The organism is Pseudomonas boreofloridensis (assembly GCF_030580795.1).
Classification (GTDB): Bacteria; Pseudomonadota; Gammaproteobacteria; order Pseudomonadales; family Pseudomonadaceae; genus Aquipseudomonas; species Aquipseudomonas boreofloridensis.
The window spans coordinates 57,287-80,590 of the sequence record NZ_JAUQOQ010000002.1; the positions used below are offsets into that span (position 1 = coordinate 57,287).

Genomic DNA, 23,304 nt, shown 5'->3' on the forward strand with positions numbered 1-23,304 from the left:
CACTCAGATAGGGCGGCTGCCGTACTTGTTGTCCGGCTTCTTGGGCGGATCGGCGACCACGTTGGCCTCCACTTCCTGCACCTTGCCACCACGCGCCAGGAACTCTTCCATGGCCCGGGCCAGCGCATCGCGCTCTTTCTGCTTGGCCTCCAGGCTCGGCATCTCGTCTACCGAGACAGCGGCCTTGGATTTGCCCTTGGCCGCCGGCGCCGGACTGCTGTCGTCGTCGCCGGCATCTTCGGCACCGTCGTCGGCCGCCGTTTCGAGGGCCTCGTCACCCTCTTCGTCGTCGCCGACTTCGAGGTCATCGTTTTCCAGATCGTCGTCGCTCATGTTCTACCTCATGACTTGCGAAAAGCAGATTAGTTATGGCCCAGTGATGCCGTAGACCGGCAGCCACCGGTGAAAATTCCACCGACCGTGGATTGGCCACGGCCTGGAGTATGCGCTGCGTACAGGGAGCGCTTGCCAGCAGGTTCCGGCCTAAGGCCAGCACTGGCGAAATCTTCGGCGGGGGCCGATGGCCTTGCGCTATGAGCCAGCCTAGCAAAGCTGGCACCGACGTGCGCAGGGCGCCTCGAAGGCCCCCTCCGGCGCGCATTCTAGCGCGCCGGGAGAAAAAGCAAAGCTCCATCAACACCCGTCATTTTGTAAGTATTCGCCCTACGTCACGAACGTGTCGGGTAAACCGTTTGCCCCAAGGCGAAACAGTAAAAATCAGGCAAAAAAATGCCCGGACGAGCCGGGCAAGTTTTTTACCGCGTGGCGATTACAGGTTGTAACCACGCTCGTTGTGCTGAGCCAGGTCGAGACCGACCGACTCTTCTTCTTCGTTGACCCGCAGCCCCATCACCGCGTCCAGGACCTTGAGAATCACGTAGGTGACGATGGCGGTATAGGCCACAGTGAAGATCACGCCCTTGGCCTGTACCCAGACCTGCGCACCGATATCGGTGACCGTGCCGAAGCCGCCCAGCGCAGGTGCCGCGAACACGCCGGTGAGAATCGCGCCGACGATGCCGCCCACGCCATGCACGCCGAAGGCATCGAGCGAGTCGTCATAGCCCAGCTTGCGTTTGAGGCTGGTGGCGCAGAAGTAGCAGATCACGCCGGACGCCAGGCCGATCACCAGAGCGCCCATCGGACCTACCGTGCCCGCCGCCGGGGTGATGGCGACCAGACCGGCGACCACACCCGACGCGATGCCCAGCGCGCTCGGTTTACCATGACCGATCCACTCGGCGAACATCCAGCTCAGCGCGGCGGCGGCGGTGGCGATCTGGGTCACCAGCATGGCCATGCCGGCAGTACCGTTGGCGGCCGCGGCGGAGCCTGCGTTGAAGCCGAACCAGCCGATCCACAGCATGGCCGCACCGACCAGGGTGTAGCCCAGGTTGTGCGGTGCCATCGGCGTGGTCGGGTAGCCCTTGCGCTTGCCCAGCACCACGCAGGCCACCAGGCCCGCGACACCGGCGTTGATGTGCACCACGGTGCCGCCAGCGAAGTCCAGCACGCCCCAGTCCCACATCAGCGCACCGTCACCGCTCCAGACCATGTGCGCGATCGGCGCATAGACCAGGGTGAACCACACGCCCATGAATACCAGCATGGCGGAGAACTTCATGCGCTCGGCGAAGGCGCCGACGATCAGCGCTGGGGTGATGATGGCGAAGGTCATCTGGAAGGTGATGAACACCGCCTCGGGGAACAGCGCAGTGGCCGAGGTCAGGCCCGATGGCGTGACGCCCGCGAGGAAGGCCTTGGAGAAGCCCCCGATGAAGGAATTGAAGTTGAGCACGCCCTTTTCCATACCGGCGGTATCGAAGGCGATGCTGTAACCGTAGACGACCCACAGGATGCTGATCAGACCGGTGATGGCAAAGCACTGCATCATCACCGACAGCAGGTTCTTGGAGCGCACCATGCCACCGTAGAACAGGGCCAGGCCCGGGATGGTCATGAACAGTACCAGCGCGGTGGCGGTGAGCATCCAGGCGGTGTCGCCGGAGTTCAGCACCGGGGCGGCGGCTTCGTCTGCCAAGGCCAGGCCAGGCATGACGAGGGACAATAGGGCTCCTAGCCCTGCGATCTTGCGCAGAGTCATTTGTTTTCTCCTGGGGCGTGTTGGGTTTGGTGAGGCGGTGTTGCGTCGCTTAGATCGCGTCGGTATCGGTCTCGCCGGTACGGATGCGGATGGCCTGCTCCAGATTCACCACGAAGATCTTGCCGTCACCGATCTTGCCGGTGTTGGCAGCCTTGGTAATGGCTTCGATCACCCGGTCCAGGTCCTTGTCGTCGATGGCGACATCGATTTTGACCTTGGGCAGGAAATCGACCACGTACTCGGCACCACGGTACAGCTCGGTATGGCCCTTCTGCCGGCCGAAGCCCTTGACTTCGGTCACGGTGATGCCCTGCACGCCGATTTCCGACAGCGACTCGCGCACGTCGTCCAGCTTGAACGGCTTGATGATGGCAGTGACTAGCTTCATGAAACTCTTCTCCCGATTTGGTGGACTTGCCCCAGGAAAACAAACCCGTCTCAAGTCTAAGCGCAGCGCCTGGCTTTGTAACGCGTCGTTGGTTTCCTTCCCCCCTCCGACGCACGCTTCGGTGGGTGACGTGAGACCTAGCGATTGCGCCTGCACACTGCCCGATCACTCAGGACGTCATCAGTGCATGGCTTGCGAGAGTCATTGCAGAAACCTTGCCATTTCTCAAAAAGCTCGGAATTACAGGCCATTACGTTATCGCTCGAGGATTGGCCTGAGGCCCTCAGAGAAGAAGGCGCACAATTCCGGTGCATCCAACCCCTGCATGCTGCGCAAAAAGTGTGCATCCAGCCGTTCCGGGGCACCGTGCTACACTGCCAACCCTTCCCTCTTGATGGACAGCCTGCCCCATGCTCGCGCCCAAAGCCCTCCTCGATGCCCTGAGCGACCAGGCCTCGCGCCTGTTCAGCGGCGATACCGCGCAGCCGCGCGCCGAACTCGAAAGTCAGTTCAAGGCCCTGATGCAGAGCACCTTCAGCAAGCTGGACCTGGTCAGCCGAGAAGAATTCGACAGCCAGATGGTAGTGTTGGCCCGTACCCGTGCCCGCCTTGAAGCACTGGAAAAGCAGGTGGCCGACCTCGAGGCCCGCCTGGCGCCTTCAGCGGACCACTGAGCCCCCAGTTGGCAGAGCCTGCACGGTGCAATGCCGCCTGCAGGCCGAGCCTATGAAGAATGCTTTCCTACACACTAAATATCGCATTCGACAAGATGAAAGTTATTTAACGACCCCCTCTGCGATTGACTTCGATACTACCCTTGAATAAAGTTCGCTCGCCTTGGGAAAAGGCCCTTACTCAACTCAATGAAGCATTCAATGGACACAGTATCTAGTCGCTGCCTGATCGGCGCCCTACGGGCCGGTCAGGCACTGAAATCGGAACACCGGTCCCGACACCTGGATCGGGCACGCCGCGCCAGAGCCTGACGCTCCGCCGTGACTTGCCTCGCCCGGTGCCCGCCGGTCGGAGGCAAGCTCATGACCCTCACCTCGTTCGTTTCACATCGCCTGCACGCCTGCCTGGCTGCGCTGCATGCGCGCACCCGCAGGCCACTCGCCGCGAGGCTCGAAGACGTTCCCACGGCCGCTGCACGCGGCCCGCAACTGCGCGCCATATGGCAGGCCCATCCTGGCCACGGAAAACTCCAGTTGCGCCTGCACTGGAGCCATGACGCCCCTCAGGAACCTCCGAGTCGCAGCGGGCCTATGGCCTGGTTTCGCGCCTGCCTGAGGCCCTCGAACTTCATCTGAAAACCGTATTTAAACGGCCACTTCCGTGCAAACTTTTTTAATTTAAAAGTTTGAGGGTTCCTTATTGCCTGAATTATTTGAACGAGGACACACCCATGGACTGCGCGAGTAGAAAGTTCGCTGCCGGATCAACTTCCGACCCTCGGCAGCGAACAGACAACCGTCGGAAAAACCTGGTTTTTTCATGCGACCCGACATACCGCCGTTCACCCCGTGAGTGAAACGTCTGTGTGGCGTGCCGCCGCAGCGGCAGGAGCACAGCAACATGACCGCCAAATACCGCAATACCCCGTCGGCCAAGGCCGAGCGCGAAACCCGCCTGTCCACCCAGGCCGCCCGTGAGGCGCACCATGGACTGGCCGTCACGCTGGCCAACCTCGACACCAGCGAGTTGGGCCTGACCGAGCAAGAAGCCGCCAAGCGCCTGCAGCGCGACGGTGCCAACCAAGTGGCCCAGGACCGTCAGGCACCCGCCGTGGTGCAACTGCTCAAGGCCCTGAACAACCCCTTCATCTATGTCCTGCTGACCCTCGCCGCGATCAGCTTCGTCACCGACTACTGGCTGCCGATCCGTGCCGGCGAAGGGGACGACGCCGACCTGACCAAGGTCATCATCATCATGACCATGGTCAGCGTCAGCAGCCTGCTGCGCTTCTGGCAGGAGTACCGCTCGAACAAGGCCGCCGATGCGCTCAAGGCGATGGTTCGCACCACCGCCACGGTGCTGCGCCGCGAACGCTTCGGCCAGGCACCGGCCCTGCGTGAAGTGCCCATGAACGAATTGGTGGTCGGCGATCTGGTACAGCTCTCGGCGGGCGATATGATCCCCGCCGACGTGCGCCTGCTCGAATCGCGTGACTTGTTCATCAGCCAGGCGGTACTGACCGGCGAAGCGCTGCCGGTGGAGAAGTACGACACCCTCGGCCACGTCGCGCAGAAATCCGCCGAAGACGCTGGCGACGCCGACAGCCCGCTGGAGCTGTCGAACATCTGCTTCATGGGCACCAATGTGGTCAGCGGCCGGGCTCGTGCGGTGGTGCTGGCCACGGGCAAGCGCACTTATTTCGGCTCCCTGGCCAAGGCCATCGCCGGGTCGCGCACCCAGACCGCCTTCGATCGCGGGGTGAACAGCGTCAGCGCACTGCTGATCCGCTTCATGCTGGTGATGGTGCCGGTGGTGTTCATGATCAACGGCCTGGTCAAGGGTGATTGGGGCGATGCCTTCCTCTTCGCCCTGGCCGTGGCGGTGGGGCTCACTCCGGAAATGCTGCCGATGATCGTCAGCGCCAACCTGGCCAAGGGCGCGGTCGCCATGGCCCGACGCAAAGTGGTGGTCAAGCGCCTGAACGCCATCCAGAACTTCGGCTCCATGGATGTGCTGTGCACCGACAAGACCGGTACCCTCACCCAGGACCGCATCATTCTCGAGCACCACGTTCGCCTCGACGGTCAGCGCGACCGTCGTGTGCTGGAGCTGGCTTGGCTCAACAGCTACCACCAGAGCGGTATCCGCAACCTGATGGACCAGGCGGTGCTGTATTTCGCCGGCCAGGACCACGCCTTCGAGGCGCCGCGCAGCTATACCAAGATCGATGAGTTGCCGTTCGACTTCATTCGCCGGCGCCTGTCGGTGGTGGTGAAGAACGTCCTGGGCCAGCACCTGATGGTGAGCAAGGGCGCGGTCGAGGAAATGCTCGCCATCGCCACCCATGTCCAGGAAGGCGATGACGTGGTGGCACTCGATGCTCGGCGCCGCCAGCGCCTGCTCGACAGCGCCGACGCGTTCAACCGCGATGGCTTCCGCGTGCTGGTGGTCGCCACCCGGCACATTCCCCCTACCGAAGAAAAGGCGCAGTACCACACCGACGACGAGTGCGACCTGGTGATCCAGGGTTTCCTCACCTTCCTCGATCCCCCCAAGGAAACCGCCGGCCCCGCCATCGCCGCGCTGCGTGATAGGGGCGTGCAGGTCAAAGTGCTGACCGGCGACAACCCGGTGGTCACCTGCAAAGTCTGCCGTGAAGTGGGCCTCGATCCCGGCCTGCCACTGTTGGGTCGCGACATCGAACGCATGGACGACACCACCCTGGGTATCCAGGTCGAAGCCCGCACCGTGTTCGCCAAGCTCACCCCGCTGCAGAAGTCACGAGTGCTCAAGGCCCTGCAGGCCAACGGTCACACCGTCGGTTTCCTCGGTGACGGCATCAACGATGCCCCGGCCCTGCGTGACGCCGATGTGGGGATTTCGGTGGACAGCGGCACCGATATCGCCAAGGAGTCGGCCGACATCATCCTTCTGGAAAAAAGCCTGATGGTGCTCGAGGAAGGCGTGGTACAAGGCCGCGAAACCTTCGGCAACATCATGAAGTACCTGTGCATGACCGCCAGCTCCAACTTCGGCAACGTGTTCTCGGTGCTGGTGGCCAGCGCCTTCATCCCGTTCCTGCCGATGCTGGCGATTCATCTGCTGCTGCAGAACCTGATGTACGACTTCTCCCAGCTGGCGCTGCCGTGGGACCGCATGGACAAGGAGTTCCTGCGCCAGCCACGCAAGTGGGATGCCGGCAACATCGGCCGCTTCATGCTGTGGATAGGGCCGACCTCGTCGATCTTCGACATCACCACCTTCGCCCTGATGTGGTACGTGTTTGCCGCCAATAGCGTCGAAATGCAGGCGCTGTTCCAGTCCGGCTGGTTCATCGAGGGCCTGCTGTCGCAAACGCTGGTGGTGCACATGCTGCGCACCCGCAAGGTGCCGTTCTTCCAGAGCACCGCAGCGCTACCGGTGCTACTGGCCACCGGTGCAGTGATGGCCTTGGGCATCTACCTGCCGTTCTCGCCGGTGGGTGCGATGGTGGGACTCGTACCGCTGCCGTGGGAATATTTCCCTTGGCTGGCCGCCACGCTCCTGGGCTACTGCGTGGTGGCTCAGGGCATGAAGACTTTGTACATCCGCCGGTTCGGCCAGTGGTTCTAGATGCTACCTGAAACCCCTTGAAGCGCGGTAAGGCACTATTGAAAGCCGCCCGGCACCTCATTGATCCCAGTTCCTTGAGCGTGCTCGGCGGTTTTTGTCTTATCTGGCCTAGACCACCCGTTCGTTCGAATCCTGCACATCGTTCACCGGGTAAGTGCATCATCTGAAAACATGATCATTTGAATAGTTCGACATCCAACTGGACAGCTTCTGATAATGCGGTTCATGAAAAACCACATGACACGCTGAAATTGAACCGTTCATCGTATTGACAGACAACGACCGTCACTTATACTCGACCGCATTGAGCATCACGTCGGCTGGAGCCGACTATAAGAACAAGGATGACAACAATGTTGATGCACGGCTGCGCACGCATGTGCCCAGCGCCTCGCGCGCTCTCTATAAGCCTTCACGGCAATCATAATAAAAGCTTCTACTGTCCTCAGACGTTCACCTCTTAGCTCCCTGCCCTTTATTAACATGCCCGCAACACTGACTTGCCGAGCCGGCTAACGGCGCTCGTCAATCCGTTTTGCTCGTCATGTGCACATGACCGTTGCTCTAAACACGCACGCGGCTTGTATTCGCCTGAACGAAAGTTTCTTAAATAACGGACGTTGTTAGTTCAATGGAGTGAATTTACCGTGTTCAAAAGACGCAAGCCCGTTGCCCTCGACCATCCAGATCTCGAGCGCGTGAAGTTGACACCGCAGATGCTCGATTACGACCGTTTCGCCAATCGTGGTCGCTCACAGTATCTGCCCTACGTCATGAGTTTCAATGCAGCCGACTATCAATCGCCCAGCATCCATACCGACCGACTGGGGTTTCGCATCGCCCATGATCGAAACGGCAGGCCGGTGAGCGCCGGCACGCTCGACGAGTGCCCGGCCGACATCGTCAACCTACTGGTAGGCGCCTCTCCCGCCTTGGGCTACGGGGCTTCCAGCGATGCAGCGAGTGTCGCCAGCCGGCTCGCGCACCACGACCCCGACGGCATTCCCTGGCTCAATTTCGCCGGGCATTGTTTCAATGCGACGCAGGAGCTGATGCTGTTCATGCTGCATCGGCATCGCCTGCCCAAGATCCGCAGAATCGTGGTGCTGGGCGGCTTCAACACCCTGGTCATGGCGCGCTTGCCCGAGTTCATTCGCGGTGAACTTCCACCCTTCTATTTCTGCGGCGATTATTACGAGAAGTTCGACGAGATCGCCGAAGCACATGGGGCATCTCTGCCGCCAGCGAAACTTCCAAAGTGGCCCACCGAAACCACAGCGGTCCCACCTGTCGGGGAAACACTGAGTCGTGCCACGGCAGAAACGGCGCGCTGCCTGGCGACATGGAAAAGTCTGGCCCAGGCACACGGCGCGGAACTGTCTTTTCTCATGCAACCGCTGGCCACTTGGGTGCGTTCTCCGTGCGCTGAAGAAAAGCGATTGTTTGACGAACTTGATCAGATCTCAAAACTCGGCACGTGGTCGCAATTATACGGTGATATATCCGACCCCACAGTCGCCGATCACTATTCCGATTATCTGGCCTCGGCGTGCCACACATTGGACCTGCCATTCACCAACTTGGTGCATGGCCTCAGGTCGCGACCGGCGAATGAATGGTTGTTTGTCGACCGCGCGCACTTCACCGATACCGGAAATGACGTCGTGGCGCAGGCCATTCAGCAACATCTGAACTAACAGGAAAGGAATCGATCATGTTCAAACGGATTCGACAGGCATTCAGCGCGCTCTTCAAGCGGAAGAAGAAGACCAAGAAAAAGAACAATTCCTCCATTTATCCGATGCACTGATGAACAGCGCCAGAACCGTGTTTTGCGCCCTGCTCAGCGCCGAATCGGGCGAGCAGGCTCGGCAAACCTTCTCGCCTGCCGACCTGCGCGCGTTGCTGCGTGACGTCCCGGTTGGCCAGGCAATGACCAACGACTGGCGCTGCCCCCAAGCGCTGGAAACGTTGGCACAGGAGACGGCCGACCGCGTGCAACGCTTGGCCAGGCCGTGGCGCGCTTTGTGCGCACGCCTGGAGACCGACGAACGTGCCGTACTCAGGGCCAAGGCCGTGCGCGAGGCCGCACCCTTGCTGGTCGGCAGCCAACACTTGCTGCACAGCGTCTGTGCCAGTTGGAACAACGAATCGTCCTATGCCATGGCGGTGTTGAGTATTCATGCAGCCGATGTCGGCAAAGGGCTGGCCGGCGCTGGACGCCTGCCACGCTACGCCGAACTGCTGCGTGAACTCGGACCTTCGGAAAACGGCATCGACCCTCTGCGCATCGGCGAGGATGAAAGCCTTTGCCCGGGCGCTTTCAACCTGGCGGCGATGCTGCTGGTGATGGGCCATTTCCCCGAATCGCTGTTGCCACAGATCCTTGGCGTCAACTTGTACCTGCGCCACGCCGGCCTGCTGCCGATGTTCGCGTTCATCGCCCAGCCCTCGCCCGCCACGTCCTTTCTCGACTTGCGCCGGGACCCGAGCGAACCGAACTGTGACTTGGCCGTGCTGGCCGGGACCGCAGTCTGCGACTTCCTGGCCCAGGCCGACGCCAGCGCCGAACAGGCGGTTGCCCAAGGTTATGCCTGGGCGCGCTGGCAGGTCGAAACGGCCCACAGCGCGCTGCTCGAGGTGCTCGAACGCTGGCTCGATCCCCGGGAAGCGGCACGGGATGTGATCAGGCGGCGACGCCCAGAGGCGTGTCAGTACCACGACAGCACCCGCTTGGCGGGCGCTCCGATGAAACCTATGCTGCAGACAGACGACGCGCTGCTACTGCTCGACCATCTGGCCAATAGCGCCTACGTTCGCCCAGGCGACCCCCACCGCAGTCCGCTGCTGAACGCATTGATCTCGCCCCGCGGCAAGATGTTTCGGATCTTCAGCCCCGACGACGTACTGATCCTGCAACGCTGGATCGCCGGACTGCCCTACGCCCAGGCCCCCAGCCCAGAACCTGCGCACCTGCACTGGAAGGACGACGGCCTGCTGCAGCGTGCCTTGTGCGTCGATGAGCGAGGCTCGGTCCTCTGCACTACCGTGCCCCCTCGCCAACGCTATACGCGCTGGCTTCACGTCGAACTCACCCCTGCAGAAGAGCAGCAGACTCGCGACTATGTGAACCGCTGGCTGGTCAGGTCTGCCAGAGCCCTGTCCAAGGGGCGCTGCCCACTGCCTGAGCGCTGGGCGCCCGGCGCACTGCGCCAGTGGCTGCAGCTCCAGCATGTGGCCGCCAATGCCACGCTGGATCCGGACGAGGCAGTGCCCACACGCGAAGAGGTGGTCGCCGACATTCTCGCCCTGGCCCCACTGACCATGATCGACGGTGCCTGGCTAGCAGGCTTCGCCCACCCTTCCTTAGCCAGTTCAGGGTTTGCCAGCCGATTGTTCGAAACCTTCTACGACGAACTCGGCAATGGTGTCCTGACGCAGAACCACCCGGTGATCTATCGCCAGTTATTGCGCGCCGTGCACGGCGAACTGCCGGCGACAGCCAGTGCCGACTACGCCGCCGCCGATTGCTTTACCGATCAGGATTTCGACCTGCCGCTGCTGTGGCTTGCGATCGGCCGCTATCCGCAACGCTACTGCGCGGAAATTCTCGGCCTCAACCTGGCGATGGAACTGTCTGGCGTAGGGGGCGGCTACCGGCGCACGCACAAGGCCTTGCGCGCCTATGGCTACCCCACCTTGTTCGTCGACCTGCACAACGCCATCGACAACATCGCGACCGGGCACAGCGCTTGGGCGGTCGCCAGTCTCGACACCTACCTCAGTGCTTTTGGCGCAACCGATCGAGAGGCCTTGTGGACACGCGTCCGCGTTGGCTTCGCCGCACTCAACCCCCCCAGGGAGGACACCATGCTGGACAAGTTCAAGGAACGAATGAGGTCGCTGCTATGACCTGCACGCTCGGCATTTCCGCTTTCTACCACGACAGCGCCGCCACCCTGGTGGTCGATGGCCACATCGTGGCGGCCGCCCAGGAAGAACGCTTCAGCCGTATTCGACACGATCCCGGATTTCCCACCCAGGCCATCGCATTCGTGCTGGCCGAGGCGGGGCTGTCCCTGGCGCAGGTCGACCATGTGGCGTATTACGAAGACCCTGCGCTGAAATTCCGTCGGGTGCTGTCCACCGCGGCCGTCGCCGGGTTTTCCTCGGCAGCGACCTACGCCCCCGTACTCAGTGATTGGTTCAAGACCAAGCGCCGCATGGACCGCCAGGTACAGCGGCATCTGCAGGAGATGGGCGATCGCCAGGGACGCGTGATCGAGGTTCATGGCCATCATCAATCCCACGCGGCCTCGGCGTTCTTTCCCAGCCCGTTCGAACGGGCGGCAGTGTTGTGCATCGACAGCGTCGGCGAATGGGCCACTACCACGCTGTGGCACGGCACGCCAGAAGGGCTGAAACAGGTTGCCGAGCTCGAGTTTCCCCACTCGCTCGGACTGCTCTACTCCGCGTTCACCTACTTCTGCGGATTCAAGGTGGACTCGGGCGAGTACAAGTTGATGGGCCTGGCCCCTTACGGCAAGCCGGTGCACGCCGATCGAATCCTGGCCGAGTTGATCGACGTCAAGCCTGACGGCAGCTTCCGCCTGGACTGGAGCAAGTTCGAGTTCATCGGTGGCGAGGTGATGACGGGGGAGGCGTTCGAACGCCTGTTCGGCGGACCTCGTCGCCTGCCGGAAGCGCCGTTGACCGAACGCGAGTTCGACCTCGCCGCCTCTGTGCAGAAAGTCACCGAATTGGTGGTGTCGCGCCTGGCGCAGACGGCGAGGGATCTGACCGGCGAGCGCAATCTGTGCATGGCTGGCGGGGTGGCACTGAACTGCGTGGCCAATGGCGTGGTGTCTCGGCAACGGACCTTCGATCGCCTGTGGATTCAGCCGGCGGCAGGGGATGCCGGAGGCTCGTTGGGCGCTGCGCTGCTGAGCGATCGCCGTGCCAGAAAGGTTCACGTGCGCGAATTGCCCAAAGGCGTGGACGGCATGCAGGGCGCGCTGCTGGGACCTGAATACAGCGACGCGCAGATCAAGGCCGAGCTCGACCTGTGCGGTGCGGTGTACCAGCAGTTGGATGACGAAGCGTTCGACCATCGGCTGATCCTCAGCATGGAGGAAGGCGGCGTGGTCGGCTGGTTCCAGGGGCGCATGGAGTTCGGTCCGCGCTCGCTGGGCAACCGCTCGATACTCGGCGACCCGCGCCGCGCCGACACCCAATCCACCATGAACCTGCGCATCAAGTTTCGCGAGTCTTTCCGGCCGTTTGCGCCGGTGGTGCTCGCCGAGCAGGCTTCGGAATACTTCGACATCGTCGAAGAAAGCCCTTACATGCTGGTGGTCTCGCCGGTCGCACAAGCCGTGCGCCGCAGCGTACCCGCCGCCCAAGCGGCACTCAGCGGCATCGACCTGCTCAAGGTGGTGCGCAGCAGCCTGCCGGCCATTACCCATGTGGACTTCTCGGCACGCGTGCAGACCGTGGACCGCGAGCGTAATCCGCGTTTCCGCGCGCTGCTGGAGCGCTTCGATCGCCGGACCGGCTGCCCGGTGCTGGTCAACACCTCCTTCAACGTGCGCGGCGAGCCCATCGTCAACACACCCGCGCAGGCCTACCGCTGCTTCATGCGCACCAACATGGACGTGCTGGCGATCGGCAATTTCTACCTGGAGAAAACCCAGCAACCGCACTTCGAAGAAGCCGTCGACTGGCGCGAGACCGTGCCGCTGGATTGAGTCGTTCAACCACTAGGGAAGGTGTATCCATGAGTTACGTCATCGTGTCTCTGTTGTCGCTGTTCGGCCCATTCATCCGTCGCGGCGCGCGTTTTGCACACCGGCCCGACCCACGCGCGGCCTCCTACCTGAAGCGCCTGCCATGAGTCTCATGGCCCTGGATGTGCACCAGGCCTCGGTGATCAACACGCTGAGAGTGCCAGGCTATGACCGGCAAGTGCTGGCGCAGTGTCGGCAACGCCTGGGCACAGCGCCGCACCGTGCCGAGGACGTCGGCAACGTCGGCGCACAATGGCTGCGTTCGACATTGGCCAGTGATGTGCTGCAGGCCATCGCCGCGTTTCCCGGCAGCGGCTACAAAGCCTTGTTGCTGCGTGGGATCGAGCTCAGTACCGAGGTACGCTCGCCCTGCGACGGGTTCCTGCCCGACGCCGAGTGCGTACTGGACTTCGATCTGCTGCATTTCGGCATGCTCGAACTGCTCGGCGTGCGTTGTCATGCCGTGGAATACGAGAACCACGGCAAGTTGGTACGCAACGTCGTGCCCGTACCACAGGCCGTCGGCACCACCAGCTCATGGGGCGCGGATGTCGACTTCTCCTGGCACACCGACAATCCCAACTGGCCGTTCGGCGACCAAGCGCTGGATGTCGCCCGCAGCGTACCCAACTACCTGGCCTTCACAGCGGTGCGCAACCAGGAGCAGGCGTCGACCGACATCGTCTGCATCGACCATGTACTGGCGCAACTGCCGAGCTTGGCCATCGAGCACCTGAGCGAATCGAGCTACGTCTTCGGTGCACCGGCCTCGAACGAAGGGTTCGACGGCGAACACCGCGTGATGCCGATTCTGGAACGCAGTGCCGAGGGCTATCGACTGCGCTTCGACGACGGCATCGTCAGCGCCCAGAGCCCCCACGCAGAGACCGCGCTGGCGCAATTGCGCGCGGTGCTCGGCCAGGTTCGCGGCATCGAACTGGTGCTGCAGCCCGGAGATTTCTTCATCTTCAAGAACACCCGTGTGCTGCATCGGCGCAGGGCTTTCAAACCTCTGCCCGATGGCCAGGCGCGCTGGTTGCGCCGGGTCTACGGCAACTGATCCCACTCCATCCTCACTCGAACAGGAAGTTTGCATGAACAAGCGTATTGCAGTCATTGGTGGTCGTCCTGCCCCGATTCACGGCGCCAAGGCCCTGGGTATCGATGTCGTGCTGGTGCACCAGCCAGGCGATTACGGAGACGACATCCTCAGCCACTGCGAACAGGTGGTGCACGCGCCGCTGGACGACGCGGCAGCGATCATCAAGGTGCTCGAGCCGCTGCACCGCGAGCGCCCCTTCGCGCGCATCATCACCACCACCGAAGTGGCGGGTGAGTCGACCGGCAAGGTCGTCGATCATTTCCAGCTCACCGGCGTGTCGTACAAGACGGCCCACCTGCTCAAGGACAAGGTGGCCATGCGCAAGCTGCTGGCCGAGCATGACCTCAGCCCGGTCGCCTACCGTCATGTGACCTGCGCGCAGGACGCCATCGACTTCGTGGCCGAGCACGGCCGGTCGGTGCTCAAGCCTGCCGAAGGCGTCGCCAGCCTGCACATCCACCCCTGCTTCGACGCCGACACTGCTACCCAGGCCTGGCAAGCGCTCAAGCACGCCGAGGTGCGACACATCATCATCGAGGAGTACCTCGATGGCCCAGTGGTCAGCGTCGACTCGTTCTCCTTCGCCGGGCGTCACCTGCCCATCGGCTACTCGCAGTACCGCATGAATGACAAATACGTGGAGTGGGAAGTCAGCACCCCCAGCACCGACGCCGCGAAATGGCTGCCGGAGCTCATGGACATGACCTGCCGCCTGCTCGATGCCGTGGAACTGGTGGAAGGTCCGTCGCACAGCGAGTTCGTGCTCACCGACAAAGGCCCACGGGTGCTGGAGTCGCACGCACGTCTGGCCGGTTCCGGGGCCCCGGAACTGGTGCGCCGCGCATTCGGCCTGGACCTGAACCGGATGTTCCTGACCGTGCCGCTGGGCATCGACGAACTGCCACTGCAATCGCCCCAGCCCAAAGCCGGCGCTGCGATCCAGTTCTTCGTGCCGACTCCGGGCACGGTGCGCAAGGTCGAGCTCGACCTCAAACCCGATGTCGATGTCCGTCACACCCGCCCCGGCGAGACCCCACGCGTCTTCCTGCCCTTCCTGTTCGAGCTGGGCGAGGCGCAACAGGCGGTGGTCATTCAGAAACACGAAGGCGACACGATACCGGCCCTGGATACGGTCGCCGACTGCGTGTCGGGCTATGTGCTGGCCACCGGCAGCTCACGCGAGGATGCCGTGCGCATCGGCGATGAATTGGTGCAGGCGGTGCACTTCATCATGGAGCCCAAGGCATGAGCTACGTGCTCTGCCTGCACCGGTGGGTGGGGCGCCAGGCACTCTACGAGCGTTATGGCCTTGAGCCGGGCATGCAGATCCGCGCGATCTGCACGGCCGAATCCGCGCAGTCGCTGCCCGAGGATCGGCTGGCCTCGATCTCGACGCTGGAATCGCTGGACGATGCCACTGCGGTGATTGCCGAGGCGCAGCGGCTGATCGAGCTGCACGGTGTCCCGCATCGGGTGGTTGCGCTCAACGAAGGCGACCTGCTCAACGCTGCGGCGATCCGCGAACGATGGGGCGTGCCAGGCGACCCCTGCGCCTGGATCGAGCGCTTTCGCGACAAGCTGACCATGCTCGAGGTCGCCGCCCGACAGGCGGCGATCGCGATCCTGCCCGCGGTGAGCGCCGAGGACCCGCAGGCGGTACAGCGGTTGCTGGCCGAGCACGGCTATCCATTGGTGCTCAAGCCACGATGCGGTACCGCCAGCCGCGGTGTGCGGATCCTGCGCCAAGCGCAAGACCTGAGGCTGCTGCAAGCGCCGCACGCCGAGCCAATGATGGTTCAGGCGTTCTGCGCAGCGCCGATCCTGCACGTGGATGGTTGGTGGGACGGCGAGCGGATCGTCGTCCTGACCGCCTCGCGATACGTCAACAGCTGTGCCGACTTCGGGCCGGACAGCGCGCTAGGCAGCATCGAACTGGACGCGGACGAACACGAGCGCGCTATCGCCGAGCAGGTGGCGGCGCTGCTCGCGGTCTTCGCAGGCCAACGCGAGATCGTCTTCCACCTCGAATTGTTCGACGATGGTCAGACCTTGCGTTTCCTGGAGATCGGCGCACGCGTCGGCGGCGCGGAGATTCCATTTCTGTGGCGCGAGGTGCGTGACATCGACTTGGTCGGCATTGCCTGGGAGCTGCAGACCGAGGCCTGTAGCCGTCAGCGCGATCATGCCCGCACCCGCAGCCGCGACGGGCGACCGCTGCACGGCGAGCGCGGTGCCTGGGTGATCGGCCGCCGGGAAAGCCCCTTGCGCACCGAGTTGGGTACGCTGTACTGGGCGCAGGAGGCGCTGCCCGCCGGTGTGCCCAGCGGGGTCTACGAGGGCGCCCGCACTCGTCTGCGGCTGCGCAGCTTCGACCGTCCGGCGCTGGTGCGGGATGTGGAGCGCATCTTCGAGCATCTGGCACAGACCTGGAGTGCCTCGGCATGACCGCTCGCGGCATGCCGCACACCGGCACTGTCAGCGTGCAGATGAGCGCCACTGTCGCTGGCGACTCGGCGCATGTCACTATCGACGTCTCAAAGGCGCCCGTCCTCGGTCGGGCGCTGGCAGGGACAGCCCGTGGACGCTGGTGGCCGGCGCAAGACCGGCCCTAGCGCACGCTTAACTTTTGCAGGAGCAATTCCGATGCCAGTGGAAAACTTGATAGGCGTGGCGATCATCGCCTTGGGCATGGTCCTGACGCCTGGCCCTAACATGGTCTACCTCACCTCCAGAGCGATCTCCCAAGGACGCCTGGCCGGCATGATCTCGCTCGCCGGCGTAGCGCTCGGCTTCATCTGCTATCTGGTCGCCTCCGGGCTTGGCCTGTCCGCGTTGTTCAAGGCCGTGCCGATGGCCTACGACGTGGTACGCATCGCCGGGGCCTTCTACCTGGGCTACCTGGCGTGGAACATGATCCGCGGCTCCTCGCCCTTCGAAGCGCGCGAACTGCCCCCTCATTCACCGCGCAAGCTGTTCACCATGGGCCTGGTGACCAACCTGCTCAATCCCAAGATCGCCTTGATGTACTCGGCCCTGATCCCTCAGTTCATCAATCCCGCTGCTGGGTCGACCCTGCAGCAGTACATGCAGTTGGGGCTGGTACAGATCAGCATCGCCGTGACCGTCAATGGCCTGATCGTGCTGGCGGCGGCGCGGGTCAGCCGCTTCCTGACCGCGCGGCCGAAAGCCATGCGTGCCCAGCGCTGGGTATCCGGTGGGGTGCTCGGTGCTTTCGCCATCGACATCCTGATGCGCAAGCCACTGGACTGAACCGGTTGCCCGCCGGCAGGCGCTGGCGGGTACTGGCCACTTTTAGCGGCCCCCGGCCACCGGCACGATGGTCCCTGTGACATAGCTGGCTGCCTCCGAGGCCAGCCAGCACACGCAATCGGCCACTTCCTGGGGTAAACCGGCGCGACCGGCTGGCACGCCACTGGACATCTCGGCCAGCCGCTCGGGCTTGCCGGCCGCCGCGTGCAACTCGGTCTCGATCAACCCCGGAGCGACCGCATTGACCCGGATCCCGTCGCCGGCGACCTCCTTGGCCAGGCCACGGGTCAGGCTATCGATAGCCCCTTTGCTCGCCGCGTAGTGAATCCACTCGCCCGCCCCGCCCAACTCGGCGGCACGCGATGACACGTTGACGATGACCCCGGCCGCGCCGCCATGGGAATACCCCATGCGCCGCACCGCCTCGCGGGCGCACAGGAAGGCACCGAAGACGTTGACCTGAAAGACGTGTTCCAGCCGTTCGTAGGACAGCGCCTCAAGTCTGGAAAAGCCTTCGGTGATGCCCGCATTGTTGACCAGCAACGACAGCGGCGTGCCGCGTCGGTCCACGGCGTCGAACAACGCCATCACGGCCTCCGGCGAGGCGAGGTTCAACGGGAAACGCCAGGCTCGACCACCCGCAGCGCCAATCGCATCCACCACCTGCTGTGCCGCGTCGTTGTTCTGCTCGTAGGTCAGGCAGACCTCGTACCCTTGTTGCCCGAGCTGGCGGGCGATCGCCGCACCGATCCCGCGGCTGCCGCCCGTCACCACTGCCAAGCCATTCATGTCGACATCCTTATCCGGAGGAGAAAATCGAGGATGCTGTCACTGTAGGTCAAGAAGGCTGGCGGTGGCGTCGGCTGCCCTCAAACGATCAGGGCATCCCCCCCCCGCTGCTGCGGCAAAACCCCGTCTCACTCTTTCCCTGCCCACACCCAATCCCACCACTATCCTTGCCCCCAGCCGCAGGACGCGGCGTCCCCAGCGATCAAGGAGTGTCCATGTCCCTCGCCCTCGTCCACAGCCGCGCCCAGGTCGGGGTGCTGGCGCCGGCGGTCAGCGTCGAAACCCATCTGGCCAACGGCCTGCCCAACCTCACCCTGGTGGGCTTGCCCGAGGCCACGGTCAAGGAAAGCAAGGACCGGGTGCGCAGCGCCATCGTCAACTCCGGGCTGGAGTATCCCGCGCGGCGCATCACCCAGAGTCTTGCCCCGGCCGATCTGCCCAAGGACGGCGGGCGCTACGACCTGGCCATCGCCCTGGGCATTCTCGCCGCCAACGGGCAGGTGCCGGTAGCCACCCTGGCCGACTTCGAATGCCTGGGCGAGTTGGCGCTTTCAGGGGCGCTGCGGCCGGTCCAGGGCGTGTTGCCGGCGGCGCTGGCCGCGCGCGAAGCCGGGCGGGCGCTGGTGGTGCCGCGTGAGAACGCCGAGGAAGCGAGCCTGGCGGGCGGTCTGATGGTGTATGCCGTCGGGCATCTGCAGGAACTGGTCGCGCACCTCAACGGCCAGGTGCCGCTGCCGACCTATGCGGCCAACGGGCTGACCCTGCGCACGCGGCCCTACCCAGACCTCAGCGAAGTGCAGGGGCAGGTCGCTGCCAAGCGCGCCCTGCTGGTGGCCGCCGCCGGAGCGCACAACCTGCTGTTCACCGGCCCGCCCGGCACCGGCAAGACGCTTCTGGCCAGTCGCCTGCCCGGTTTGCTGCCGCCCCTGGACGAGCACGAGGCGCTCGAGGTGGCGGCGATCCAGTCGGTCAGCGGCAAGGCGCCGCTGGACTGCTGGCCGCAAAGACCCTTTCGCCATCCGCACCACTCGGCGTCCGGCCCGGCGCTAGTGGGCGGAGGCAGCAGGCCACAGCCCGGCGAAATCACCCTGGCCCACCATGGGGTGCTGTTTCTCGACGAGTTGCCGGAATTCGAGCGGCGGGTGCTGGAAGTGCTGCGCGAGCCGTTGGAGTCTGGAGAGATCGTGGTATCGCGGGCCAGAGACCGGGTGCGCTTTCCAGCACGCTTTCAACTGGTGGCAGCGATGAATCCCTGCCCCTGTGGCTATCTGGGCGACCCGGCAGCGCGCTGTCGTTGCAGCCCGGAACAGATCCAGCGCTACCGCAACAAACTCTCTGGTCCCCTGCTCGACCGTATCGACCTGCACCTGACCGTGGCGCGCGAGAGCACCACCCTCAGCCACCAGGCCAGCGGCGAAGGCAGCGCCAGCGTCGCCGCCGTGGTCGCCGAATGCCGCGAACGCCAGCAGCGGCGCCAGGGCTGCGCCAATGCGTTTCTCACCTTGTCGGGCCTGCGTCAGCACTGTGCATTGAACAGCGCCGACATGACCTGGCTGGAGAACGCTTGCGAACGGCTCAACCTGTCGCTGCGCGCGGCCCACCGGCTGCTCAAGGTGGCGCGAACCCTGGCCGACCTCGAACAGGCCGAGCGTATCGAACGCACGCACCTGGCCGAGGCTCTGCAGTATCGGCCGGGTAGTTAGCGGCAGGCCATTGGTCAAGCCGACGCTCCAGGCACTGATAGCGCCCGCCTGCGTGGGCACCTTGACCTGAGCGCGCAAGGGAGCGCTTCACGCAGGAAATTAGCGCGTGGTTGGCAAGCGTGCCCTTTTGTCTAATGGCATCATGAACCGCCTCTTTTCCCGGAGTTTCCCCATGCCCCCAGAAGGCAGCCTGCTGCAGACCGCCGTCATCTTCCTGCTCGCCGCCGTGGTCGCCGTGCCCTTGGCCAAACGCCTGCAACTGGGCGCGGTAATCGGTTACCTGCTGGCGGGGGTCGCCATCGGCCCGCAGGCACTGGGCCTGATTCGCGATACCGAAAGCGTGGCGCACATCTCCGAGCTGGGCGTGGTCCTGCTGCTGTTCATCATCGGCCTCGAACTCTCGCCGCGGCGCCTGTGGCTGATGCGCAAGGCGGTATTCGGCGCAGGCCTGGCGCAGGTGCTGCTGACCGGCTGCCTGATCGGCGCCATCGCCTGGTTCGGCTTCGGCCAGACGCTGTCTGCTGCGGTGGTGCTGGGCCTCGGCCTGGCGCTGTCGTCCACCGCGCTGGGCCTGCAGAGCCTGGCCGAAAGCCGGCAATTGAACGCCCCGCATGGCCGTCTGGCCTTCGCCATCCTGCTGTTCCAGGACATCGCAGCCATTCCGTTGATCGCCTTGGTGCCGCTGCTGGCCAGCGGACCGGACAACAGCCACGGCGATAACCTCGAACATGGCCTGCGCATCGTCGGCAGCATCGCCATCGTTATCGTCGGCGGGCGCTACCTGCTGCGCCCGCTGTTTCGCATCGTCGCTCGCACCGGGCTGCCGGAAGTGTCCACCGCCACAGCGCTGCTGGTGGTGATCGGCACCGCCTGGTTGATGGAAGAGGCCGGCATTTCCATGGCCCTGGGCGCCTTCCTCGCCGGCCTGCTGCTGGCGGACTCGGAGTACCGGCACGAACTGGAGTCGCAGATCGAACCCTTCAAGGGGCTGCTGCTGGGGCTGTTCTTCATCAGCGTGGGCATGGGCGCCAACCTCGGTCTGCTGCTCGACGCACCTGTCCTGCTGCTGGGCCTGACGCTGTTGCTGGTAGCGGTGAAACTGCCGCTGCTGATGCTGGTGGGACGCGCGGTCGGCGGGCTGAGCCGAGTCAGCGCGCTACGCCTGGGACTGGTGCTGGCCGCTGGCGGCGAATTCGCCTTCGTGGTGTTCAAGCTGGGCAAGGACGAGGGCCTGTTCGACGCCTACACCTACGACCTGCTGCTGATGACCATCACCCTGTCGATGGCCCTCACGCCGCTGTTGCTGCTGGCCAGCGCGCGGCTGATCAAACGCCCGGCGCCGGCCCGCGAGGTGCCCGAGCATTACCGCAGCATCCAGGCCGATACGCCACGGGTGGTGATCATCGGCATGGGCCGCATGGGCCAGATCGTGGCGCGGATCCTGCGCGCGCAGAAGGTGCCATTCATCGCGCTGGACACCTCGGTGGATGCGATCGAAATGACCCGCTCCTTCGAGCAGGCGCCGGTGTTCTATGGCGATCCGCTGCGCCCGGAGGTGCTGCATGCGGCCAAGGTCGGCCAGGCGGAGTATTTCGTGATCACCATCGACGATGCCGAGGCCGCCGTGCGCATCGCCGAACGGGTAAAACAGGAATACCCGCACCTGAAAGTCATCGCCCGGGCGCGTAACCGCCAGCATGTGCACAAGCTGGTGGACGTGGGTGCCGAGCCGATTCGCGAGACGTATTACTCGAGCCTGGAGATGACCCGCCTGACCCTGATCGGCCTGGGCCTGAGCGAGGCCCAGGCGGCCGATCGCATCCAGCGCTTCACCGAGCACGACCAGCAGGTGCTGGAGGCCCAGGGGCGTGTGCGTGACGACCGCGCCAAGGTGATGCAGACCGCGCAGGAAGCCCGGGTCGAGCTGCAGCGCTTGTTCGAGTCCGACAACGACTGAACCTCAGAGGGCTGCTCGGCAGCCCTCATGAGCGGCAAGCGGACTCAAACGTCCGTCACCTTCTGCCAGACCTTGGGCCGGAAGAACAACGTCTCGCCGCGCGCCAGACCGGTGAGGCTGTCATGGTCCTTGACCACTTCGGCCTCGATCAGCTCGCTCTGCCCTTCGACCTTCAAGGTCACCCGCGTGGTCGCGCCCAGCGGGCGGATGTCGCGCACCTCGGCGGCGTGATGGCCTTCGGTCTCGTGGCGCGACAGCGACACTTCGTGCGGACGGAACAGCACGTGGTTGCCTTCGCTCAGGGCCAGGCGATTGGAGTCGCCCAGGAAGTGATAGACGAAGTCGTTGGCCGGCTGCTCGTACACCTCGCCCGGCGAACCGATCTGCTCGATCACGCCCTTGTTCATCACCACGATGCGGTCGGCCACTTCCATGGCCTCCTCCTGGTCGTGGGTGACGAACACCGAGGTCAGGTTGATGTCCTCGTGCAAACGCGCCAGCCAGCGGCGCAGCTCCTTGCGCACCTTGGCATCCAGGGCGCCGAACGGCTCGTCGAGCAGCAGCACCTTGGGCTCCACCGCCAGGGCGCGGGCCAGGGCGATGCGCTGACGCTGCCCGCCAGACAACTGCTCGGGGTAGCGGTCGGCGAGCCAGTCGAGCTGCACCATGTTCAGCAGCTCATGAACCTTCTCGGCGATGCGGCTTTCGCTCGGCCGCTCGCCCTTGGGCTTCATGCGCAGACCGAAGGCGACGTTGTCGAACACGCTCATGTGACGGAACAGGGCGTAGTGCTGGAACACGAAGCCGACGTTGCGATCGCGCACGTCGTGGCCGGATACATCCTCGCCATGGAACACGATGCTGCCATCGTCCGGGGTTTCCAGACCAGCGATGATGCGCAGCAGGGTGGTCTTGCCGCAGCCGGACGGGCCGAGCAACGCCACCAGCTCACCGCTGTGGATATCCAGGTTGATGGCGTTCAGGGCCTGGAAACTGTTGAAGCGCTTGCTGACGTTACGAACTTCGATCGACATGACTCATTCCTCCGCGGCGCTGTGGCGCAGGCGGTTAATTCGGTTCTCGCTCCACTGCTTGAGCAGCAGGATGAAGAGCGCCAGGATCAGCAGCAGGCTGGCCACGCTGAAGGCCGCCACGTGGTTGTACTCGTTGTAGAGGATCTCCACGTGCAGCGGCAAGGTGTTGGTGACGCCGCGAATGTGCCCGGACACCACCGACACCGCGCCGAATTCGCCCATGGCCCGGGCGGTGCACAGCACCACGCCGTAGATCAGGCCCCACTTGATGTTCGGCAAGGTGACGTGCCAGAACATCTGCCAGCCGTTGGCGCCCAGCAGGCGCGCGGCCTCCTCCTCCTGGGTGCCCTGCTCCTGCATCAGCGGGATCAGTTCGCGAGCGACGAAGGGCACGGTGACGAAGATGGTCGCCAGGACGATGCCCGGCAGGGCGAAGACGATCTGGATATCGTGGTCCTGCAACCACGGCCCGAACAGGCCCTGGGCGCCGAACATCAGCACGTAGACCAGGCCGGCGATCACCGGCGAGACCGAGAACGGCAGGTCGATCAGGGTGACCAGCACGCTCTTGCCACGGAAGCTGTACTTGCTCACGCACCACGCAGCGCTGACACCGAACACCAGGTTCAAGGGCACCGAGATCACCACGGCGAGCAACGTGAGTTCGAGCGCCGCCAGCGCGTCGGCCTCGAAGATCGCCTCGAAGAAGGTACCGAAGCCGTTTTTCAGCGCCTGCGACACCACGATCACCAGCGGCAGCAGCAGGAACAGCGCGAACACCAGCCAACCGAGGCCGATCAGCACGCGCCGCGAGGTGGCGCTGCCACGGCGGGCGGCATTGGCGGCAGCGCTTGCGTTCAGAGTGGATGAAGACATGACCGGGC

Annotated in this window: 18 protein-coding genes; 11 read left to right on the top strand and 7 right to left on the bottom strand. The window is 64.0% G+C overall.

Annotated elements, in window-relative coordinates; all coding sequences use genetic code 11:
* Positions 1–3 precede the first annotated feature (3 nt).
* The 3 genes from sutA to glnK all read right to left on the bottom strand — a co-directional run bounded on the left by sutA (position 4) and on the right by glnK (position 2,492).
* The gene (sutA, locus tag Q6A47_RS02460; protein ID WP_039581546.1) at positions 4–333 is read right to left on the bottom strand and encodes a dormancy-specific transcriptional regulator SutA; all 330 of its coding nucleotides are present in this window, start codon (positions 331–333) and stop codon (positions 4–6) included.
* Positions 334–769: 436 nt separating this feature from the next.
* A complete protein-coding gene (locus Q6A47_RS02465) occupies positions 770–2,104 on the bottom strand; it encodes an ammonium transporter (protein ID WP_039581549.1) in 1,335 nt (444 codons plus the stop codon).
* A 49-nt stretch (positions 2,105–2,153) separates the two neighbouring features.
* Positions 2,154–2,492 (bottom strand): P-II family nitrogen regulator, encoded by a 339-nt coding sequence (gene glnK / locus Q6A47_RS02470; protein ID WP_002555808.1) that lies wholly within the window; start codon positions 2,490–2,492, stop codon positions 2,154–2,156.
* 410 nt (positions 2,493–2,902) lie between these two features.
* Here glnK and Q6A47_RS02475 point away from each other — a divergent pair, with 410 nt between their 5' ends.
* Positions 2,903–3,166 carry an accessory factor UbiK family protein gene (locus Q6A47_RS02475; RefSeq protein ID WP_029612547.1) on the top strand — a complete coding sequence of 88 codons (264 nt, stop codon included), beginning with the start codon at positions 2,903–2,905 and terminating at the stop codon, positions 3,164–3,166.
* Positions 3,167–3,550: 384 nt separating this feature from the next.
* On the opposite strand, the gene Q6A47_RS02480 is transcribed toward Q6A47_RS02475, so the two are convergent.
* The gene (locus tag Q6A47_RS02480) at positions 3,551–3,721 is read right to left on the bottom strand and encodes a hypothetical protein (RefSeq protein ID WP_304482878.1); all 171 of its coding nucleotides are present in this window, start codon (positions 3,719–3,721) and stop codon (positions 3,551–3,553) included.
* Between the two features lie 346 nt (positions 3,722–4,067).
* Here Q6A47_RS02480 and mgtA point away from each other — a divergent pair, with 346 nt between their 5' ends.
* From mgtA to Q6A47_RS02520, 8 genes are all read left to right on the top strand, one after another.
* The gene (mgtA, locus tag Q6A47_RS02485) at positions 4,068–6,779 is read left to right on the top strand and encodes a magnesium-translocating P-type ATPase (RefSeq protein WP_304482880.1); all 2,712 of its coding nucleotides are present in this window, start codon (positions 4,068–4,070) and stop codon (positions 6,777–6,779) included.
* 647 nt (positions 6,780–7,426) lie between these two features.
* Positions 7,427–8,476, top strand: a complete 1,050-nt coding sequence (locus Q6A47_RS02490; RefSeq protein ID WP_039581695.1) for a hypothetical protein — start codon at positions 7,427–7,429, stop codon at positions 8,474–8,476.
* A 112-nt stretch (positions 8,477–8,588) separates the two neighbouring features.
* Positions 8,589–10,691: an iron-containing redox enzyme family protein gene (locus Q6A47_RS02495; RefSeq protein ID WP_304482881.1), complete on the top strand. Its 2,103-nt coding sequence runs from the start codon at positions 8,589–8,591 to the stop codon at positions 10,689–10,691.
* The gene (locus Q6A47_RS02500; RefSeq protein ID WP_304482882.1) at positions 10,688–12,526 is read left to right on the top strand and encodes a carbamoyltransferase family protein; all 1,839 of its coding nucleotides are present in this window, start codon (positions 10,688–10,690) and stop codon (positions 12,524–12,526) included. The genes Q6A47_RS02495 and Q6A47_RS02500 overlap by 4 nt, the downstream gene beginning before the upstream one ends.
* Before the next feature lie 142 nt (positions 12,527–12,668).
* Complete coding sequence (locus Q6A47_RS02505; RefSeq protein WP_039581702.1) at positions 12,669–13,625, top strand: TauD/TfdA family dioxygenase; 957 nt, start codon at positions 12,669–12,671, stop codon at positions 13,623–13,625.
* A gap of 34 nt (positions 13,626–13,659) precedes the next feature.
* On the top strand, positions 13,660–14,916 hold the full coding sequence (locus tag Q6A47_RS02510; RefSeq protein ID WP_304482884.1) for an ATP-grasp domain-containing protein: 1,257 nt from the start codon (positions 13,660–13,662) through the stop codon (positions 14,914–14,916).
* On the top strand, positions 14,913–16,112 hold the full coding sequence (locus tag Q6A47_RS02515) for an ATP-grasp domain-containing protein (RefSeq protein WP_116889754.1): 1,200 nt from the start codon (positions 14,913–14,915) through the stop codon (positions 16,110–16,112). The genes Q6A47_RS02510 and Q6A47_RS02515 overlap by 4 nt, the downstream gene beginning before the upstream one ends.
* A 198-nt stretch (positions 16,113–16,310) precedes the next feature.
* Positions 16,311–16,937 carry a LysE family translocator gene (locus tag Q6A47_RS02520; RefSeq protein ID WP_039581711.1) on the top strand — a complete coding sequence of 209 codons (627 nt, stop codon included), beginning with the start codon at positions 16,311–16,313 and terminating at the stop codon, positions 16,935–16,937.
* A gap of 42 nt (positions 16,938–16,979) precedes the next feature.
* Here Q6A47_RS02520 and Q6A47_RS02525 read toward each other — a convergent pair whose 3' ends face one another.
* The gene (locus Q6A47_RS02525) at positions 16,980–17,726 is read right to left on the bottom strand and encodes an SDR family oxidoreductase (RefSeq protein WP_304482888.1); all 747 of its coding nucleotides are present in this window, start codon (positions 17,724–17,726) and stop codon (positions 16,980–16,982) included.
* Positions 17,727–17,941: 215 nt separating this feature from the next.
* Here Q6A47_RS02525 and Q6A47_RS02530 point away from each other — a divergent pair, with 215 nt between their 5' ends.
* Entirely contained in the window at positions 17,942–19,429 is a 1,488-nt protein-coding gene (locus Q6A47_RS02530) for a YifB family Mg chelatase-like AAA ATPase (RefSeq protein WP_304482890.1), read from the top strand.
* 172 nt (positions 19,430–19,601) lie between these two features.
* Positions 19,602–21,386, top strand: a complete 1,785-nt coding sequence (locus tag Q6A47_RS02535) for a monovalent cation:proton antiporter-2 (CPA2) family protein (protein WP_039581721.1) — start codon at positions 19,602–19,604, stop codon at positions 21,384–21,386.
* A 44-nt stretch (positions 21,387–21,430) separates the two neighbouring features.
* Here Q6A47_RS02535 and Q6A47_RS02540 read toward each other — a convergent pair whose 3' ends face one another.
* Positions 21,431–22,420 carry a sulfate/molybdate ABC transporter ATP-binding protein gene (locus tag Q6A47_RS02540; RefSeq protein ID WP_039581723.1) on the bottom strand — a complete coding sequence of 330 codons (990 nt, stop codon included), beginning with the start codon at positions 22,418–22,420 and terminating at the stop codon, positions 21,431–21,433.
* A gap of 3 nt (positions 22,421–22,423) precedes the next feature.
* Complete coding sequence (gene cysW, locus Q6A47_RS02545) at positions 22,424–23,296, bottom strand: sulfate ABC transporter permease subunit CysW (RefSeq protein WP_029612536.1); 873 nt, start codon at positions 23,294–23,296, stop codon at positions 22,424–22,426.
* Between the last annotated feature and the right edge of the window lie 8 nt (positions 23,297–23,304).

Bases quoted from the DNA above. Each gene is read 5' to 3' on its own strand.
- sutA (WP_039581546.1), bottom strand. From the start codon at position 333: ATGAGCGACGACGATCTGGAAAACGATGACCTCGAAGTCGGCGACGAC.
- Q6A47_RS02465 (WP_039581549.1), bottom strand. From the start codon at position 2,104: ATGACTCTGCGCAAGATCGCAGGGCTAGGAGCCCTATTGTCCCTCGTC.
- glnK (WP_002555808.1), bottom strand. From the start codon at position 2,492: ATGAAGCTAGTCACTGCCATCATCAAGCCGTTCAAGCTGGACGACGTG.
- Q6A47_RS02475 (WP_029612547.1), top strand. From the start codon at position 2,903: ATGCTCGCGCCCAAAGCCCTCCTCGATGCCCTGAGCGACCAGGCCTCG.
- Q6A47_RS02480 (WP_304482878.1), bottom strand. From the start codon at position 3,721: ATGGCTCCAGTGCAGGCGCAACTGGAGTTTTCCGTGGCCAGGATGGGC.
- mgtA (WP_304482880.1), top strand. From the start codon at position 4,068: ATGACCGCCAAATACCGCAATACCCCGTCGGCCAAGGCCGAGCGCGAA.
- Q6A47_RS02495 (WP_304482881.1), top strand. From the start codon at position 8,589: ATGAACAGCGCCAGAACCGTGTTTTGCGCCCTGCTCAGCGCCGAATCG.
- Q6A47_RS02500 (WP_304482882.1), top strand. From the start codon at position 10,688: ATGACCTGCACGCTCGGCATTTCCGCTTTCTACCACGACAGCGCCGCC.
- Q6A47_RS02505 (WP_039581702.1), top strand. From the start codon at position 12,669: ATGAGTCTCATGGCCCTGGATGTGCACCAGGCCTCGGTGATCAACACG.
- Q6A47_RS02510 (WP_304482884.1), top strand. From the start codon at position 13,660: ATGAACAAGCGTATTGCAGTCATTGGTGGTCGTCCTGCCCCGATTCAC.
- Q6A47_RS02515 (WP_116889754.1), top strand. From the start codon at position 14,913: ATGAGCTACGTGCTCTGCCTGCACCGGTGGGTGGGGCGCCAGGCACTC.
- Q6A47_RS02520 (WP_039581711.1), top strand. From the start codon at position 16,311: ATGCCAGTGGAAAACTTGATAGGCGTGGCGATCATCGCCTTGGGCATG.
- Q6A47_RS02525 (WP_304482888.1), bottom strand. From the start codon at position 17,726: ATGAATGGCTTGGCAGTGGTGACGGGCGGCAGCCGCGGGATCGGTGCG.
- Q6A47_RS02530 (WP_304482890.1), top strand. From the start codon at position 17,942: ATGTCCCTCGCCCTCGTCCACAGCCGCGCCCAGGTCGGGGTGCTGGCG.
- Q6A47_RS02535 (WP_039581721.1), top strand. From the start codon at position 19,602: ATGCCCCCAGAAGGCAGCCTGCTGCAGACCGCCGTCATCTTCCTGCTC.
- Q6A47_RS02540 (WP_039581723.1), bottom strand. From the start codon at position 22,420: ATGTCGATCGAAGTTCGTAACGTCAGCAAGCGCTTCAACAGTTTCCAG.
- cysW (WP_029612536.1), bottom strand. From the start codon at position 23,296: ATGTCTTCATCCACTCTGAACGCAAGCGCTGCCGCCAATGCCGCCCGC.